This is a genomic window from Nocardia sp. NPDC050697, assembly GCF_040654395.1.
Taxonomy (GTDB): domain Bacteria; phylum Actinomycetota; class Actinomycetes; order Mycobacteriales; family Mycobacteriaceae; genus Nocardia.
In genome coordinates, this window is record NZ_JBFAHY010000001.1 from 902166 (window position 1) to 917470 (window position 15305).

At 70.4% G+C, this 15305-nt stretch carries 19 protein-coding genes; 9 read left to right on the forward strand and 10 right to left on the reverse strand.

Annotation, left to right across the window (positions count from 1 at the left end):
- Window positions 1-51: 51 nt before the first annotated feature.
- The gene (locus tag AB0H71_RS04500) at window positions 52-1296 is read right to left on the reverse strand and encodes an MFS transporter (protein ID WP_357014762.1); all 1245 of its coding nucleotides are present in this window, start codon (window positions 1294-1296) and stop codon (window positions 52-54) included.
- A 179-nt stretch (window positions 1297-1475) separates the two neighbouring features.
- On the reverse strand, window positions 1476-2087 hold the full coding sequence (locus AB0H71_RS04505) for a methyltransferase domain-containing protein (RefSeq protein ID WP_357014764.1): 612 nt from the start codon (window positions 2085-2087) through the stop codon (window positions 1476-1478).
- A gap of 80 nt (window positions 2088-2167) precedes the next feature.
- On the opposite strand from AB0H71_RS04505, the gene AB0H71_RS04510 reads away from it, so the two are divergent.
- Complete coding sequence (locus tag AB0H71_RS04510; protein ID WP_357014765.1) at window positions 2168-2767, forward strand: TetR/AcrR family transcriptional regulator; 600 nt, start codon at window positions 2168-2170, stop codon at window positions 2765-2767.
- A 7-nt stretch (window positions 2768-2774) separates the two neighbouring features.
- Here AB0H71_RS04510 and AB0H71_RS04515 read toward each other — a convergent pair whose 3' ends face one another.
- From AB0H71_RS04515 to AB0H71_RS04530, 4 genes are all read right to left on the reverse strand, one after another.
- Window positions 2775-3197 (reverse strand): hypothetical protein, encoded by a 423-nt coding sequence (locus tag AB0H71_RS04515; RefSeq protein WP_357014766.1) that lies wholly within the window; start codon window positions 3195-3197, stop codon window positions 2775-2777.
- Window positions 3198-3551: 354 nt separating this feature from the next.
- Window positions 3552-3914: a cupin domain-containing protein gene (locus AB0H71_RS04520; protein WP_357014768.1), complete on the reverse strand. Its 363-nt coding sequence runs from the start codon at window positions 3912-3914 to the stop codon at window positions 3552-3554.
- A gap of 305 nt (window positions 3915-4219) precedes the next feature.
- The gene (locus AB0H71_RS04525; protein ID WP_357014769.1) at window positions 4220-5620 is read right to left on the reverse strand and encodes an MFS transporter; all 1401 of its coding nucleotides are present in this window, start codon (window positions 5618-5620) and stop codon (window positions 4220-4222) included.
- Between the two features lie 3 nt (window positions 5621-5623).
- On the reverse strand, window positions 5624-7465 hold the full coding sequence (locus AB0H71_RS04530; protein ID WP_357014771.1) for a glycoside hydrolase family 15 protein: 1842 nt from the start codon (window positions 7463-7465) through the stop codon (window positions 5624-5626).
- Window positions 7466-7782: 317 nt separating this feature from the next.
- Between AB0H71_RS04530 and AB0H71_RS04535 the strand changes: the two genes are divergently transcribed.
- From AB0H71_RS04535 to AB0H71_RS04545, 3 genes are all read left to right on the forward strand, one after another.
- Window positions 7783-8220: a DUF6325 family protein gene (locus tag AB0H71_RS04535; RefSeq protein ID WP_357014773.1), complete on the forward strand. Its 438-nt coding sequence runs from the start codon at window positions 7783-7785 to the stop codon at window positions 8218-8220.
- A 64-nt stretch (window positions 8221-8284) separates the two neighbouring features.
- Window positions 8285-8536 (forward strand): SHOCT domain-containing protein, encoded by a 252-nt coding sequence (locus tag AB0H71_RS04540; RefSeq protein ID WP_357014775.1) that lies wholly within the window; start codon window positions 8285-8287, stop codon window positions 8534-8536.
- A gap of 71 nt (window positions 8537-8607) precedes the next feature.
- On the forward strand, window positions 8608-9759 hold the full coding sequence (locus tag AB0H71_RS04545) for a glutamate--cysteine ligase (RefSeq protein WP_357014777.1): 1152 nt from the start codon (window positions 8608-8610) through the stop codon (window positions 9757-9759).
- 11 nt (window positions 9760-9770) lie between these two features.
- On the opposite strand, the gene AB0H71_RS04550 is transcribed toward AB0H71_RS04545, so the two are convergent.
- Complete coding sequence (locus tag AB0H71_RS04550) at window positions 9771-10592, reverse strand: class II glutamine amidotransferase (RefSeq protein WP_357014779.1); 822 nt, start codon at window positions 10590-10592, stop codon at window positions 9771-9773.
- 201 nt (window positions 10593-10793) lie between these two features.
- Here AB0H71_RS04550 and AB0H71_RS04555 point away from each other — a divergent pair, with 201 nt between their 5' ends.
- The gene (locus tag AB0H71_RS04555) at window positions 10794-12029 is read left to right on the forward strand and encodes a cation:proton antiporter (protein ID WP_357014781.1); all 1236 of its coding nucleotides are present in this window, start codon (window positions 10794-10796) and stop codon (window positions 12027-12029) included.
- Window positions 12030-12073: 44 nt separating this feature from the next.
- Here AB0H71_RS04555 and AB0H71_RS04560 read toward each other — a convergent pair whose 3' ends face one another.
- The 3 genes from AB0H71_RS04560 to AB0H71_RS04570 form a co-directional block, all read right to left on the reverse strand.
- Window positions 12074-12283, reverse strand: a complete 210-nt coding sequence (locus AB0H71_RS04560) for a hypothetical protein (protein ID WP_357014782.1) — start codon at window positions 12281-12283, stop codon at window positions 12074-12076.
- Window positions 12280-12747, reverse strand: a complete 468-nt coding sequence (locus AB0H71_RS04565; protein ID WP_357014784.1) for a hypothetical protein — start codon at window positions 12745-12747, stop codon at window positions 12280-12282. Before AB0H71_RS04565 ends, AB0H71_RS04560 begins: the two co-directional genes overlap by 4 nt.
- Before the next feature lie 319 nt (window positions 12748-13066).
- A complete protein-coding gene (locus AB0H71_RS04570) occupies window positions 13067-13315 on the reverse strand; it encodes a hypothetical protein (RefSeq protein WP_357014786.1) in 249 nt (82 codons plus the stop codon).
- 227 nt (window positions 13316-13542) lie between these two features.
- Here AB0H71_RS04570 and AB0H71_RS04575 point away from each other — a divergent pair, with 227 nt between their 5' ends.
- The 4 genes from AB0H71_RS04575 to AB0H71_RS04590 all read left to right on the forward strand — a co-directional run bounded on the left by AB0H71_RS04575 (window position 13543) and on the right by AB0H71_RS04590 (window position 15288).
- Entirely contained in the window at window positions 13543-13794 is a 252-nt protein-coding gene (locus tag AB0H71_RS04575; protein ID WP_357014787.1) for a three-helix bundle dimerization domain-containing protein, read from the forward strand.
- Window positions 13791-13976: a hypothetical protein gene (locus tag AB0H71_RS04580; protein ID WP_357014789.1), complete on the forward strand. Its 186-nt coding sequence runs from the start codon at window positions 13791-13793 to the stop codon at window positions 13974-13976. The genes AB0H71_RS04575 and AB0H71_RS04580 overlap by 4 nt, the downstream gene beginning before the upstream one ends.
- 208 nt (window positions 13977-14184) lie before the next feature.
- Window positions 14185-14610 (forward strand): acetyltransferase, encoded by a 426-nt coding sequence (locus AB0H71_RS04585; RefSeq protein ID WP_357014791.1) that lies wholly within the window; start codon window positions 14185-14187, stop codon window positions 14608-14610.
- A 276-nt stretch (window positions 14611-14886) separates the two neighbouring features.
- Window positions 14887-15288, forward strand: coding sequence for a hypothetical protein (locus AB0H71_RS04590; RefSeq protein ID WP_357014793.1), 402 nt, complete (start codon window positions 14887-14889; stop codon window positions 15286-15288).
- The last annotated feature ends 17 nt before the right edge of the window (window positions 15289-15305 follow it).

Below are 15305 nucleotides of genomic sequence, written 5' to 3' on the forward strand. Positions count from 1 at the left end.
GCGTCCGGGCCGGGTGGCCCCGGACACGGTGACACGTGTTGCAGTTTTCTGTCAATCGGTTGATAGATCCCGGCTGGCCAGGACAGCGGGCAGGATCGCCAGGGCGAGTACGCCGCCGGCCAGGGTCAGGACCGGGTAGCCGGCGGTGGCGGTGACCGCGCCCGAGGCCAGCCCGCCGGTGGTGCCCGCGACGGCGACGCAGACATCGACCAGGCCCTGGGTCTTGGCGCGGGTGGCCAGCGGCACGGTGTCGGTGATGATCGCGGTGCCCGCAATCAACCCGAAGTTCCAGCCCAAGCCGAGCAGCCCCAGCGCCACGGTGAGCCACACGAGCGAATCGGGCGGGGTGGTCGCGGCGAGTACCCCCGCGGCGAGCAGGGTGAGCGCGGACGCGGCCGCGACGGTCGCGCGCCCGAACCGGTCGACCAGCAGCCCCGACAGCGGGGAGGGCAGGTACATCGCGCCGACATGCACGGCGATGACGAACCCGGCGGCGGCGGTGCCGTGGCCGTGGTCGTGCATGTGGACCGGGGTCATGGTCATGATCGCCACCATCACCAGCTGGCTCACGATCATCACCAGCGCACCGAGCAGCACACCGCCCCGGCCGGTGACCGCGGACCGAGCCGCGGCGGTGACGTCGGGTGTGGTGCCCGCGGCCAGGACTCGGGCGGTCAGCAGCGGGTCCGGGCGCAACCACACCGTGAGGATCGCGGCCGCACCGATGTAGGCGAGACCGGCCAGCAGGAACGGCCCGGCCAGGTACGGGATCGACAGCTGCTCGGCGATGGCGCCGGTCGGTGCGGCGAGGTTGGGGCCGAGCACACCGCCCAGGGTGGTGGCGACCAGCACGGTGGAGACCGCGCGGCCGCGGTGGGCCGGGTCGGCGAGGTCGGCGCCGGCGTAGCGGGCCTGCAGGTTGGTGGCATTGCCCGCGCCGTAGACGAACAGCGCGGCGAACAACGCGATCGGGTTGCCCGCGACCGCCGCCGCGATCACCGCGGCGCTGCCGATCGCTCCGGTCAGGTAGCCGGCCGCCAGCCCGACTCGGCGTCCCCGGGCCTGGGAGAGCCGCCCGACCGCGACAGCGGCGAGCGCGGACCCGGCGGTGAACAGGGCACTGGGCACCCCCGCCCACCCGGTAGAGCCGAGCATGTCCTGGGCCAGCAGCGCCCCGACGGTGATCCCAGCCGCGAGCCCGGCACCACTGAGGATCTGGGATCCGACCAGCACCGTCAGGACACGGCGCTGGACCGCAGCGGCGGTGTCGGCAGTGGTGAGTGCGCTGTGGCTCATGGGGTTATCCGATCAGGGCGCTGGAACGCTGAGACCACGGGGTGTCGCCGAGCACGCGGCTCACGCTGTCCGGTTCGGCGCTGAGTCGTGATCACCACCGCATGGCGCTGAAGTCGATCGGTTGGGGGCGAGGGGCTTTCACATGTTTGGCCGGGCCTCGCATCCGGAGCGGAGCCGGTTCAGGTGCTGCTGTGCTGCGACCGGAACCGGACGAGGTCGTGCCACCGATTGCCGCGGGCGTCGAGGTAGCCGAAGCCGTGCGGCTCGCTGAGCGCGCGGAGCCGGTCCACCTCGAACCGCTCCGGATCCGGGAAGGTCTCGAGGAAGACCAGGAGCCCCGCGGGTTTCAGCACGCGGTGCAGCTCGCACAGGCAGCCGTCCTTGTCTGGCACCTCGCCGATAACGCTGACCAGGAATACCGGGTCGAAGGCGTTGTCGGAGTAGGGAAGTCCGGCGCCGGCGTCGCCGGTGCGGAAGCCGACCCCGCGGTGGCCCGCGCGCTCGAGTTTGCGCCGAGCCTTGGCCAGCATCTCCGGCTGCACATCGAACAGCTCCAGCCTGCCCTCGGGGAGCGCCGCGGCCACCGGGCGGCTGAAGAAGCCGGAGCCGGGGCCGAGTTCGAGGACGTGCTCGCGGCCGGTGAGGGCGAGCGCGTCGAGCAGGCGCCGCGGGTGCCTGCTGAATGCCGCCCGTACCGGATTGTCCAGCCACGCGCTGGCCTGATGCGGGAACAGCCCCGATTGCAGGCGGCTGTTCTGTCGGGTCGCTCTATCGAGCCAGCTGGTCGGCACGGTGCGCTCCTCCACATTATGCGATTACGTCTTTGACATTACTGCATAATGTGAATTCCCGCGTGGGGCAGGATGGGGTGATGGGCAGAGCTGATCAGCGGGACGCGTCCCGCGCGCTACTCCTCGATGTGGCGCGCGACCTCTTCGCCCGGCACGGCTACGACCGGACCAGCGTGGCGATGGTGTCGGAGGCCGCCGGGGTGACGCACGGCGCGCTCTACCATCACTTCGGCTCCAAGTCGGTGCTCTTCGACGAGGTGCTGCGGGCGGTGGCGAGCAGCGTCGCCGAGCGGATCGCCGAGCACGCCAGGGCGCTCTCCGGCTGGGACCGGCTGGTGGGCGCGCTCGACACCTTCCTCGACCAGTACGCCGAACCCGACGTCATGGCGATCATGCTGAACGACGGGCCTCGGGTCCTCGGCCGCGAGCGGTTCGCGGAGATCGATCGCATCGCCAACGACTCGCTACTGGCGGGGCTGTTGCGGACCGCCATGGACGAGGGCGTGCTCGCCGAGCGCGATGTCACGGTGACCGCGCTGGTGCTCACCGGCGCCCTGGAACACGCGGCCTCCGTGGTCGCGGACGCCGAGCCGGCCCGCAGGCCGCGGGTGCGCGCCGAAGTCCGTGCGCTGCTGCTGGCCTGGATCGGCGCGCTGCGCGTGCCCGATGCGCGGCGGTGAGCGACGGCTACCGGGTATGGGGTTGCCACGTGGACGCCGCGGCCCACATGATCACGATATCGATCGCGATGATAGTGACGGCCCACAGCGGATAGTGCGGCAGCGCGAGGAAATTGGCCAGGATCGACAGGGCCGCGATGAGCACGGCGGTGACCTGGGCGACGACGGATCCGATCCAGAGCGCGATACCGGTCACCACCATGACGATGGCGACGAATACGTGGACCCAGCCCCATGCGGTCAGATCGAAATTGTAGGCGTAGTTGATGCTGTCCACGAACAAGTCGTCGTGGGCGATGGCGGAGATTCCCTGGGAGAGGTGCAGGAGACCGGCGACGATCAGCATGATCGCCGCCAGCAGAAGCGTCCCCGACTCCGTTCTCCTGGCGAGGGCACCGTCTTTCCGATCGATACGGGCGTATTCCGACATGGTGTGTTCCTCATGTTCTCCCGGCAGGACTTGCGCGTACTCTGCTTCCGCGCCCGTCCCGGCGCCTCACCCGTATCAGGTGAGATGGCACTCGGGTGAGAACCTGCACCGAGCAGGGGCTGTGCGGTGGGGGAATCCGAAATGACCCGAGAGAGTAACTGGGTTGGCGACGGTCGTAGTGTTCTGTTCCCCTGCCGTCGCCCAGGACACCGGCGGTGGCGGTTTGGGCAGCTCCGCGCCCGTCGGCTTTCTCTCAGTTGGGGATGATTCTCGCCGGAAGAATCGAGTCCGGATTTCGAGCCGCGCCCCAGCTTCGGTTCGGGCAATCGACCCGGCGGTCGCCGGCTATCCGGATCACCGCTTCGCGTAGTCGGCGACCCCCTGCCAGTCGATCATGACGCAGGGCTCGTCCCCGACGGTCCAGGCATCGTGGCCGGGCGGGACCATCATGAAATCGCCGGGCCCGTACTCCTGCTTCTCGCCGTCGTCCATGACCACCGCCAGGTGCCCGGAGACGCAGTAACCCATGTGGGGTGCCTGGCAACTCTCGGTGCCCGCGATCGGTGCGACATGTTCCGACCAGTGCCAGCCGGGCCGGAAGACCGCCCGGCCCACCGGGCCTGCGTCGAGATTGACCAGATCGAGCTGGCCCGTGTCCGCCTCGAACGGACGGGTTTCCTCGGGCGAATCGAAATTCTTGCGTACCAGACGGGACATGACCGTTCTCCTGGGTACCGTGCCCCCGCTGTGGTTTCGTCGCGCAATATTCGTGCGTCGGAGCGGTACACCTCCACCCGCACCGCTACCGGCCCACACTCACCTCCGGAGTGTGATGGGGGTCTCATTTTACGATGACGGGCGCGGGTGCGGCAACCGGCACCGCCGCCACTATCGCGGTGAGCGCGGGCGCGGTGGCGATCTCGCTGGGGCCGTACCGCAGCCGCCCGGCCTGCGCTTCGCTGTCGGAGATGCCCGCCTCGGCATCGGTGTGCAGGGCCGAGACCGCGGCGGCGGCGCGGCGTTCACGGGTTCCCGGGGGCAGGCCCGGTGCCGACCGGCACGATCCGATTCGGCAGCAGCGAGGCCGCGAGGAAACCCCCGACCCCGATCGCGCCGAGGGTGAGCATGGCGGCGGCATAGGCGTGCGCGCTCAGGCCGGCGACCAGGATGGTGCCGGCGACGGCGGTGCCGAGCGAGGAGCCGAGGTTCGACACGCTGCGCGAGAGCCCGGAGATCTCCCCCTGTTCGTCCTCGCCGAAGCTGGACTGCACGACGGTGACCGAGGGGGTCAGCATCATCCCGAGCCCCGACCCGATGAGGAGCAGCCCCGGCGCGAAGGCCCAGGGATTCACCGAGTTCCCCGCCATGGTCACCAGCACGGCGATCCCGGCGACGGCGAGGACGAAACCGGCGCGGATCAGCGTGCGCGGGGTGCGGCGGGTGGCGAAGCGCTCCGCCGACAGCGAGGTCACCAGCACGCCGAGGGTGGCCGCGGTGAAGATGACGCCGGTCTCCACGGCGTTGTAGCCGCGCACCACCTGCAGGTAGGTCGCGACCACGAACGAGGTCCCCATGAGCAGCAGCCACTGGAGGTTCTGGGTGATGAGCCCGAGGTTCGAGGTGCGGTTGCGGAACAGCGCGATCCGCAGGAGCGGTTCCCGCCCCTTCCGCTCCTTCGCGCGGATGGCGAGGAAGAAGGCGGTCAGCACGGCCGCCGCGAGCGCGAGCAGCACCAGGCTCAGCACGAGGTCGTCGTCGACGACCATGATCCCGGTGACGAGCAGGATCAGCCCGCCCGCCGAGAGCACCGCGCCGAGCAGGTCGAAGGAGCGGCTGCGGTCCGCGGGCAGCGGATCGAGGACCCGGCGGCTGGAGATGATGATGAAGACGATGACCAGGGCCTGGAAGGCGAAGGCCGCGCGCCAGCTCAGCGCCGAGGTGATCAGCCCGCCGATCAGCGGCCCGGCCGCGGCGCCGACGCCGCCGAGCGCCATGATCATCCCGAAGGCCTTCGCGCGGCCGACGGGCTCGGTGAAGAGCAGGGTGGTCAGGATGTAGACCGGCGGGATGAGCAGGGCGGTGCCGACGCCCTCCAGGATCGAGTTGCCCAGGATGAGCACGCCGAGGTTCGGGGAGACCGCGCTGATCACCGCGCCGATGCCGTACACGGCCAGCCCGAGCACGAAGCACCGCTTCCGGCCGAACTTGTCGGTGAGCGCGCCGCACGGAATCATCAGCGCCGCCATCACCAGCAGGAAGATCGTGATCGCGATCTGGACCCCCTGCACCGTGGTGTTCAGGTCGGTGCTGATGTCGGAGATCATCACGTTCATGTTCGAGCCCGCGAAGCTGCAGATGAACTGTGCCAGTGCCAGCGGCACCAGCACCCCGCGGGGGCGGCCCGTTCCGGTCGGCCCGCTCATCGGCTAACCGACCCGGCCGGCCCGCGCCTCGGCGCGGTCGAGCTGCTCGTCCAGCGCCAGCGCCGCGGCGACCAGCGCGAGATGGGTGAAGGCCTGCGGGAAGTTGCCCAGCTGCTCGCCCGAGGGGCCGATCTCCTCGGCGAAGAGCCCCACGTGGTTGGCGTAGGTGAGCATCTTGTCGAAGGCGTACCTGGCCTCGGTCAGCCGGCCCGACCGCGCCAGCGCCTCCACGTAGAGGAAGCTGCACAGGTTGAAGGTGCCCTCCGAGCCACGCAGCCCGTCCGGGGAGGAGGCCGGGTCGTAGCGGTAGACCAGGCTGTCGCTGACCAGCTCCTCGCCCATCGCGTCGAGCGTGCTGAGCCACGCGGGGTCGTTCGGGGCGAGGAAACCCATCCGCGGCATCAGCAGCAGCGAGGCATCGAGCACCTCGGTGTCGTAGTGCTGGACGAAGGCCTGGCGCTTCTCGCTCCAGCCCCGCTCGGTGATCTGGGCGAACACCTCGTCCCGCGCCGTCGTCCACCCGGCGATGTCGGCCGGGCGCGAGTACGTGGTGGCGAGCTTGATCCCGCGGTCGAAGGCCACCCACGTCATCAGCCTGCTGTAGGTGAAATCCTTGCGGCCGCCGCGGGTTTCCCAGATCCCCTCGTCCGGGCGGTCCCAGTTGTGCACGAGCCAGTCGAGCAGCCCGGCGAAGACCCGCCAGCCCGCGATGCCGCCGATGTCGGAGGTCCGGGCGAGCGCGTCGGCGGCCTCGCCGTAGATGTCGAGCTGGATCTGATCGGCGGCGGCATTGCCCACCCGGACCGGGCCCGACTGCCGGTACCCCTCGAGGTGGGTGAGCACCTCCTCCTCGAGCCGGGGTTCGCCGTCGATCCGGTACATGATCTGCAGTGGCTCGCCGGAGGCGGTGTCCCCCGCGTCGAGGCGGTCGCGCAGCCAGCGCCGGAACGCGTAGGCCTCCTCGGTGAAGCCGAGGTCGACCAGCGCCCGCACGGAGAGCGAGCCGTCCCGGATCCAGGTGTAGCGGTAGTCCCAGTTGCGCTCGCCGCCCACCTGCTCGGGCAGCCCCATGGTGGCCGCCGCGATCGGCGCGCCGGTCGGGGCGTAGGTCAGCAGCTTCAGCGTGATCGCCGAGCGGTTGACCATCTCGTGCCAGCGTCCGCGGTAGGTGGAGGCGCGCAGCCACGAGAGCCAGAACTCGCGGCACTCCTCGAAGGCGTCGAGCACCGATTCCCGGCTCGGCCGCGGCGGCGGCTCGGCACCGGAGTCGGTGCCGGTCAGCACGAACGCCGCGCTCTCCCCGCTGTTCAGGGTGAACCGCGCCTCGACGTCGTCGCCGCTCGCGCGCAGCTCCGGCGCCCCCGAGACCTGCAGGTGCAGATCGACGCCGGGGCCGGCGAAGACCGCGCGGTGCTCGTCGTGCAGCGTCAGCGTGTGCTCGGCCCGCGCGTAGTCGAAGCGGGGGCGGCAGGTCAGGGCGAACGGCAGGCGGCCGCGGACCACCCGCGCGATCCGGGTCAGCCGGTGCGTGCCGCTCGGCTCCCTGCCCCGGATCGGATCCATGAAGTCGACCACCTCGCCGACGCCGTCCTCGGCCATGAACCTGGTGATCAGGACCGCGGTGTCGGAGAGGTAGAGCTGCCGGATCGTCATCCGGTCGGCGGGCAGGTCGGCGATCAGCTGGCAGTGGCCGCCCTTCTCGCTGTCGAGCAGCGAGGCGAAGACGCTCGGGGAATCGAACCGCGGCGTGCACCACCAGTCGACGGTGCCGGTGGCGCTCACCAGAGCCGCGGTCTGCAGGTCGCCTACCAGGCCGTGGTCGGCGATCGGCGGATACGGATTCACGGGCACACCTCCGGGTTGTGGATGACCGCGCCGGCCGGGCCACCTCCGGTGAACGGAGGGGCCGGGGGCGGCGAAACTGCATCCAGCAAACTCCGGCGGCACACCCCGTGTCGAGGGCGCGACCCGCATATCACCCGAAATGGGTGAGGGTCGGCGCCCGGCTGCGGAAGAATGCGGCCGAGGCCGATCGTGGCGTACGCTTGCCGCACCGGTGCCGCCCCGTGGTGTGGCGAATGCGCGGGTATCCTCGAATCCCCGGAAACCTTCGCTGCCGGACAAGCAGGTTCACCCTTTTCTCGTAACGGAAAGAGGCTGCAATGAGCGAAACAGATATCGACCTGTTAGGTCCCGTCGACTATCTCGTGATCGAATTCCCCGCCGATCGGCCGCCGGACGGCTCGGCGCTGCCCCTGCTGTTCGACCTGGTCGAGCGCGGCGTCATCCGGGTACTCGACTTGGCCTTCGTCCACAAGGACGCCGCCGGGTCGCTCGTCGGCGTCGATATCGCCGACGTCGGCTTCGGCGGCGATATCGATATCACCCTGTTCGCGGAGGCGGAGTCGGGGCTGCTGGACGACGACGACCGCCTGGAGGCGGGCCGGGCGCTGGAGCCGGGGTGCTCCGCGGCGGTGCTGGTCTACGAGAACCGGTGGGCGGCGCCGTTCGCCGCCGCCCTGCGCCGCAACGGCGCCGAGCTGGTGGCCACCGGGCGCATCCCGATGCAGAGCATCCTGTCGTCGCTCGATGCCGGATGAATCGGAAATTCACCGCGCGACAATTCCATTCACCCCAACAGTCGAATCGAACGAGGAGAGCGTCATGCCCGGACTTCTTCGCGGCGTAGCCCGCACCGCCGTGGTCGCCGGTACCGCGACCGCCGTCTCCAATCGCGTTTCCCGGCGGCAGGGACAGCGCTGGGCCGCCCACGAGGGGCAGTCCACTCCGGCCTCCCCCGGCGGCGGGGAAATGGACCGGATCGGCGCCCTGAAGGAACTCGCCCAGCTCAAGGCACAGGGGGTGCTCACCGATTCCGAGTTCGACGCGGAGAAGGCCAGGATTCTCGGCTCGTGAATCCATTCACCACGTGCTCAATTTAATCTAGCAAACTTGTAGTAATCTCTCCGTCGAGAGGGAGCGCCACCATGACATCCGCAGTCTCGACAGATCTCCACGGCACGGCGACCGTGAACACCGCACGCTGCTTCACCGTCGGCGTGGAAGAGGAATTCGTTCTCGTCGATCCCGATTCCGGGGAACCCGCACTGACCAATACCCTGGTCGCCGCCGAGCCCGATGTCGACCTGCAGCTGGAGCTGTCCCGGTGCCAGATCGAGACCTGCACCCCGGTCTGCACGAGCATCCCCGAGCTGCACCGCGAGATCCGGCGGGCGCGAGCCGCCGCCGCGGCGGCCGCGGCCCGGACCGGGTCACTCATGCTGGCGACCGGGGTGCCGCTGCGGGAGCCACCGCCGGGCTCCATCACCGACACACCGCGCTACCAGCGCATGGCCGAGCGCTTCGGTGTCCTGGCCGAGCAGGTGATCTGCGGCTGCCACGTGCACATCGGCGTGGCCGACCGCGAACTCGCCGTCCAGGTGAGCAACCACATCCGCCCCTGGCTGCCCACGCTGCTCGCGCTCACCGCGAACTCGCCGATCACCGCGGGCGCCGACACCGGACAGGCCAGCTGGCGGCACCGGCTGTGGGCCCGCTGGCCCAGCGCGGGCCCACCGCCCTACTTCGACTCCGCCGCGCACTACGACGAGATCGTCGCCGAGCTCGCCGACAGCGGCCGGATCCTCGACCCCCGGATGGTGTATTGGGACGTGCGGCTCTCCGACCACCTGCCCACCATCGAGATCCGGATCAGCGACGTCCCGGCCACCACCACGGAGACCGCGCTGCTCGCCGCCCTGGTGCGGGCGCTGGTCTCGACCTCGGTCGCCGCCGTGGAGAAGGGGTGGCGCGCCGCCCCCGTCGACCGGACGGTGCTGCGGGCGGCCTGTGATATCGCCGCCCGGCGCGGCCTGACCGGCTCCAGGGCGGGCACGAGAGCCGGTGAGCCGGGGCCCATCCAGGGCCCCACCGCCCACCTGCTCGGCTATCTGCGCCCCGCCCTCGAGGAGTCCGGCGACTACGACTTCGCCCGCGCCGCGCTGGCCGCGGTCCTGGCCGGCGGCAACGGCGCCGTGCGCCAGCGCGACGCGCATCGGGCCGGCGACCTGCGCCACGTCCAGGACATGCTGTCGCACTTGACCACCGAAGGCTGCGCGGACGAGAACGCCGCCCGATAGCAGGCTCGACCTCAGGAAGGCGCAATCGGCACGAAGGGCCGGATGGCGTCGGCACCCGCGCCCACGATCGCGGCCGAGGATTCCGGCACTTCGTTCCACGCCCCCTCGAGATCGCGCAGCGGCTCGGACACCACGAAGCGCGTGCTGTCGCCCAGCTCCCGCAGCACCTCGACCTCGGGGTGCAACGCGCGCAGCTGGGCGATCCCGGTGGAGAAGTAGAGCGAGCGGGACTTCCGCTCGCTGGAATACCGGAATACGTAGAGGAATTCGCCGTCGGTCGTCGCCACGGTCATCTGGACCGGCCGCTCGATGCCCTTGGCGCGCCCGACCTCCTCGACGAAGCCGACGGCCCTGGCGACGGCACCGAGGGGGTCGTCGACGAGGCCGAAGGTCAGGGCGAGGTAGAACAGCGCCTCGGTGTCGGTGGAGCCCTCGATGTCGGGGAACAGCGCCGGATCGACCGCGAGCAACAGGTCGCGCCGCAGCTCCCGGAAGCCGCGCAGCAGGCCATTGTGCACCCACAGCCATTTCCCGTGCCGGAACGGATGGCAATTGCTGCGCTGCACGGCGGTCCCGGTCGAATACCGGACGTGCGCGAGCAACATCGGCGTTCGCACCTGGCGCGCGATCTCGCGCAGATTGCTGTCGTTCCAGGCCGGCTCCGTGCTCTTGTACACCGCGGGTTCACTGCCCTCGCCGTACCAGCCGATGCCGAAGCCGTCACCATTGGTCGTGCTCTCCCCCAGCCGGGAGTGCTGGCTCTGGTCGATCAGGGAATGTTCGGGTCGGAAGAGAAGATCGTCCGCGAGAATCGGCTCACCCGAGTACGCCATCCATCGGCACATAGCGCCATTCAAACACCGGCGAGAGCGATTCGACAGCACCCGCCGCCGACCGAATAGCCCTGTCCGGTGCAAGTCCCGGACCGAATTACATCGGGGGGATATTTCACCTCATACGGGTGAGGCGCCAGGTGGGCCGCGACGTCACACTGAGCCCGAATCTGTCCGCCCGCCCGGAGGGACACCCGAAATATGCACACGTGGGCACTTCCCGCGATCGCCGCGGTGCTGCTCGCCTTCTCCGCGATATCCGGACGCATCGCGGGCACCCCGATCACCGCACCCATCATCTTCACCGCGGGCGGCCTCGCACTCGGCAGCGCGACGGCCGGCCTGCTCGAGGCGGAGACCGGTGCGGAGGCGGTCAAACTGCTCGCCGAGATCACCCTGGCGCTGGTGTTGTTCTCGGACGCTTCGCAGGTTAACCTCGCCACGCTGCGCGCCGAGATCTCGCTGCCCGCCCGGCTGCTCGGGATCGGCCTCCCGCTGACGATCATCGCCGGGTTCGCCGCGGCGCTGCTCGTGCTGGACGAGCTCGGCTGGGCCGAGGCGCTGCTGCTCGCGGTGATCCTCGCGCCGACCGACGCCGCCCTCGGCCAGGCGGTGGTCACGCTCCCCATCCTGCCCTCGCGGGTGCGGCAGGGGCTGAACGTCGAGAGCGGGCTCAACGACGGCATCTGCGTGCCGCTGTTCCTCATCGTGCTCGCGGTCGCGCAGGCCGAGGCCGGTGCCATCGGTGACGGCGCCGCAGTCCGGCTCGTCGCCGAACAGATCGGCTACGGCGGCGCGGCCGGTGCCTGCGCCGGCGCCATCGGCGCTGCCCTCCTGATCACCGCCGGACGCCACCGCACGATCGATCCGGCGTGGGCGCAGATCCTTCCGCTCACGGCCGCCGGGCTCGCGTACACCCTCGCCGTCCCGCTCGGCGGATCGGGGTTCATCGCCGCGTTCGTCGGCGGGCTGGTCTTCGGGGCGCTGCGCCGCCGCCACGCGCCCGGCGATGATTCGGCGGGCATGCTCGACGAGGCAGGCGACGTGTTCAGCGCCGTGACCTTCGTCGTCTTCGGTGCCGTGCTGCTCGGCCCCGCGCTCGGCCACCTGTCCTGGAGCAATGCCGGGTACGCGCTGCTGAGCCTGACCGCCGTGCGGATGATCCCGGTCGCGCTGGCACTGACCGGCACCCGGCCCGGCATCCCCACCACCGCCTTCGTCGGCTGGTTCGGCCCCCGCGGGCTGGCCACCATCGTCTTCGTCATCCTGATCCTGGAGGAGGAGCGGGAGCTGCCGCACCGGGACCTGCTCCTCACCGGCGCCGTCGTCACCATCGGGCTCTCGGTGCTGGCGCACGGGCTCACCGCCGCACCGCTGGCCCGGCGCTATGCCCTGTGGTCGCAGCGCAACCGCCCCACCTCGGAGACGCCTGCCTGAACGGCGGCGGGCACCGGAAAACACCGGCCCCGGCGGGGTGCCGGTCAGCCCGCGGCCGGCTCCGGCCGGGTCGGTGCGGCGGTGCGGCGGTGGGCTTCGGCGAGAAAGGCGTCGAGCACCACCCCCGTGATCTCGGCCAGTTTGCGGTGGCCGTCGTCGAGCGCGGCGCGGTGCGCGGCCCGCCAGCGCGCGATCGCGCGGGCGATCGCCTCGTCGCTCTCCGCGCTCAATTCCGGTGCCTGCCTGCCGGTCATCGCAGATCACGCTCCGGATCAGGGGTGACGACGTCGCGCAGCGCGTACTGCCGGTGGGGGTGCAGCCGGGCGCTTGGCTCGGGCAGAGCGAGCGGGGCGGAGCTCTCGCGCACGGTGATCACCGCGGTCAGGTCGGCGTAGGGTGCCGAGCCGAGCGCCATCCGGTGCCCGAGCCGGGCCAGGGCCAGCCGCGGCCCGTACTTCACCCGCAGTGCCTCGGCCACGGCATCGGCCAGCGGGCCCGGCCCGAACAGCACCACGCTGCCCTCGTGCTCACGCGAGCCGAGCGCCGGTCGGCCGGCCGGGTCCCCCGCCTGCACGATCACCCGCTGATCCCGCCACAGCTGACCCGCCTCGGACGAGTGCGAGGACAACCGGAACGCCAGGCTGCCCCGCCCCACCGGCACCACCAGCCGGCGCAGGAACTCCCAGCGGCCGGTACCGGCCTCCCGGATCACCACCACGGTCGACGCCGTGGACCACGGTGACGAAGGACGCCGATCATCGAGGCCGAACCCGCGATACGGCACCCGGTTGTCGGCTCCGCACCGATCGGCCCTGCGCCCGCGCCGCGGGCCGGTCTCCACCAGCACCGCCCCGGCATAGGGCCGGCCGCCGGACCCGGTACCCCATCGGTCCGCACCTGGCATCGCCATCACCACCCCGACTCTCGCCCGGCCACGGCGGCCCGGCCCTCCCCCACGATCACCGTCCGCACGGGGGCGCGCCTCACCCGAATCGAGTGATCTCACAATCGGCGCGCCCGCCCCCGCCGGGGCACGATCAAATCTCGTCGGGCACGTTCTCGGCATCGCAGAACACGCCCCATTCCGTGACGCGGGCGGAGGCCGTTTTCTGCTCGATCCGGTTTTCGATGCGCCCCGGCCACTCGCCGATCACGCCGAGTTCTTTCCTGGCCCGATAACGGAGGTAGGCCTGGACGTCGTCGGGGTGCATCCGCGAGGGCACGGCGATCGCCAGATACTCGGGTACGACACGCGCCATCGTTTCCTCCTGGAACTCTTCCGTCACAGTATTCTCACCAGAAACACCTCGAAATCGTTTCGAGACCGGAAAGTCTCCACGGTTACTCTTTCGAGATGTGAACGACCTGGCGTTCGCAACTTCTGTGTTTAAGATTGAGGAGCTTGCTCGCCGGGGGAAAGATCGCGAGCCACTCGTTTCGACCAGCTGAATGCGCGCTCTCTCGCGCCGCGAACCGAATACCGATATCCCGGATGCGGGAGGGTGAAATGTCGATGTCCGAGCAGGATGAAGCAGCACAGGTCGAGCAGGTGGCCGTCCGGCTGCACCACCGGTACCCGCTGATCCCGGCGGCCGACCTGGAGTTGCTCGTGCACACCATTCACCGCCGCTACGCGGGCTGCCGGGTGCACGACTTCGTCCCGCTCCTGGTCGAGCGGACGGCGCGGGAGATCGCCGCCCGGCTTCCCGCCGACGTCCATTTCCGCACCCCGGAGCTGTCGCCCATCGTGGTGATCCGGGGATGACCGGCCTGCGGCACCGGGCGGCGCCGTCGCGGCGGTTCGAGTCCGGGACGGCGTGCCTGGTGGTGCTGATCGTGGCGACCCTCGGCACCGGCGTCGCCGTGCTCTCGACCTCGCTCGTCGCCACGGTGCTCGTCGTGCTCGCCATCACCGCGGTGCTCGGCATCGTCGTCGTCGTGCTCTGAGCAGAGCGCGTCATTCCCGGCAGGCATCCCATGCCGCCCCTTCCCGCTCGCGATCCGCGACGCTTCGCCGAGCGACGCTAGGGGCGGAGAGCGGCGCCCGGGTCACCTCTTCCGGGTGAACCCGTGGTTCTCACCCGGAAGAGGTGAGGCCGCGCGGACGCGGGCGACGGACGATCGGAAGATCCGCCGCACTCCGAGGGAGACCGCCATGACGAGCATGTCCGACGCGCGCACCGATCCGCCCGCCGAGCCGATGCAGAAACAGAGCCTCGCCCTCGGTATCTCGGCCGTCGCGGCCGTCATGCTGATGGTCGTCGCCGCGCTCTCGATCCTGGAGGGCACCGTGGCCATCGCGGGCGACGAACTCTACTTCGCCGGTCCCGAATACCTGTACGCCTTGGACACCACCACGTGGGGGTGGGTGCACGTGGTGCTCGGCATCGTCGGCATGGTCTGCGGCATCGGGCTGCTCTTCGGCACCGCCTGGGGCCGATACGCCGCCATCGGGATCGCCGCGCTCGTCATCATCGCGAACTTCCTGTCGCTGCCCTACTACCCGATGTGGTCGGTGCTGGTGATCGCGCTGAGCATCGCGGTGATGTGGGCCGTGGCCACCTGGCAGCCGGAACGCTGAACGGACGGGGCAGCGCATGGGTAAGGAGAAGCACGGCGCCCGCTCCGGCGAGCTGCTCGACCCGGCGGGCGGCGCACCGCGGGATCCGAGGAAGAACCGCCAGGGTCAGCCCGCGCGTGTTCCGGGTGGTCGCGCTGCCCGCGCCGACCGAGCGCGAGCGGTCGCGGGCCGACGGCTACCGCCCGCCGACGCAGCCGCTGCACCGGATTCCGACCCCGTACTGACAGTCATCCGAAACCGGTGCGCCCGCACCGCCATTCCAGGAAAGGGCCTTCGATGAACACTGGATACGATCGGAACCCGGTCAAGCAGGGCTTCGCCGCCGGCACCACCTTCGCGGCCGCGGCGCTGCTGCTCACCGTGTCGATACTCGCCGTGTTCTCCGGCATCTCGGCGCTGGCCGCGGACGAGCTCTTCGTCGCCGGCCCCGAGTACATCTATCAGTTCGACGTCACGACCTGGGGCTGGGTCGTCCTGATCCTCGGCGTCCTCGGGGTGGTGATCGCGATCGGCATGTTCGCGGGCGCGGTCTGGGCGCGGGTCGCGGCGATCGTGATCGCGGCGCTCTCCATCGTCGCCAATTTCCTGTGGCTGCCGTACTACCCGTGGTGGTCGATCGTCGTCATCGCCGTCGACATCGTCGTCATCTGGGCCGTCGCGACCTGGCGGGTCGACTGACCACCGGATCGCGGAGG

Coding starts and splice junctions, on each gene's coding strand:
- AB0H71_RS04500 (WP_357014762.1), bottom strand. CDS start 1,296: ATGAGCCACAGCGCACTCACCACTGCCGACACCGCCGCTGCGGTCCAG.
- AB0H71_RS04590 (WP_357014793.1), top strand. CDS start 14,887: ATGAACACTGGATACGATCGGAACCCGGTCAAGCAGGGCTTCGCCGCC.
- AB0H71_RS04545 (WP_357014777.1), top strand. CDS start 8,608: ATGACATCCGCAGTCTCGACAGATCTCCACGGCACGGCGACCGTGAAC.
- AB0H71_RS04520 (WP_357014768.1), bottom strand. CDS start 3,914: ATGTCCCGTCTGGTACGCAAGAATTTCGATTCGCCCGAGGAAACCCGT.
- AB0H71_RS04510 (WP_357014765.1), top strand. CDS start 2,168: ATGGGCAGAGCTGATCAGCGGGACGCGTCCCGCGCGCTACTCCTCGAT.
- AB0H71_RS04525 (WP_357014769.1), bottom strand. CDS start 5,620: ATGAGCGGGCCGACCGGAACGGGCCGCCCCCGCGGGGTGCTGGTGCCG.
- AB0H71_RS04575 (WP_357014787.1), top strand. CDS start 13,543: ATGTCCGAGCAGGATGAAGCAGCACAGGTCGAGCAGGTGGCCGTCCGG.
- AB0H71_RS04555 (WP_357014781.1), top strand. CDS start 10,794: ATGCACACGTGGGCACTTCCCGCGATCGCCGCGGTGCTGCTCGCCTTC.
- AB0H71_RS04585 (WP_357014791.1), top strand. CDS start 14,185: ATGACGAGCATGTCCGACGCGCGCACCGATCCGCCCGCCGAGCCGATG.
- AB0H71_RS04580 (WP_357014789.1), top strand. CDS start 13,791: ATGACCGGCCTGCGGCACCGGGCGGCGCCGTCGCGGCGGTTCGAGTCC.
- AB0H71_RS04560 (WP_357014782.1), bottom strand. CDS start 12,283: ATGACCGGCAGGCAGGCACCGGAATTGAGCGCGGAGAGCGACGAGGCG.
- AB0H71_RS04550 (WP_357014779.1), bottom strand. CDS start 10,592: ATGGCGTACTCGGGTGAGCCGATTCTCGCGGACGATCTTCTCTTCCGA.
- AB0H71_RS04540 (WP_357014775.1), top strand. CDS start 8,285: ATGCCCGGACTTCTTCGCGGCGTAGCCCGCACCGCCGTGGTCGCCGGT.
- AB0H71_RS04515 (WP_357014766.1), bottom strand. CDS start 3,197: ATGTCGGAATACGCCCGTATCGATCGGAAAGACGGTGCCCTCGCCAGG.
- AB0H71_RS04535 (WP_357014773.1), top strand. CDS start 7,783: ATGAGCGAAACAGATATCGACCTGTTAGGTCCCGTCGACTATCTCGTG.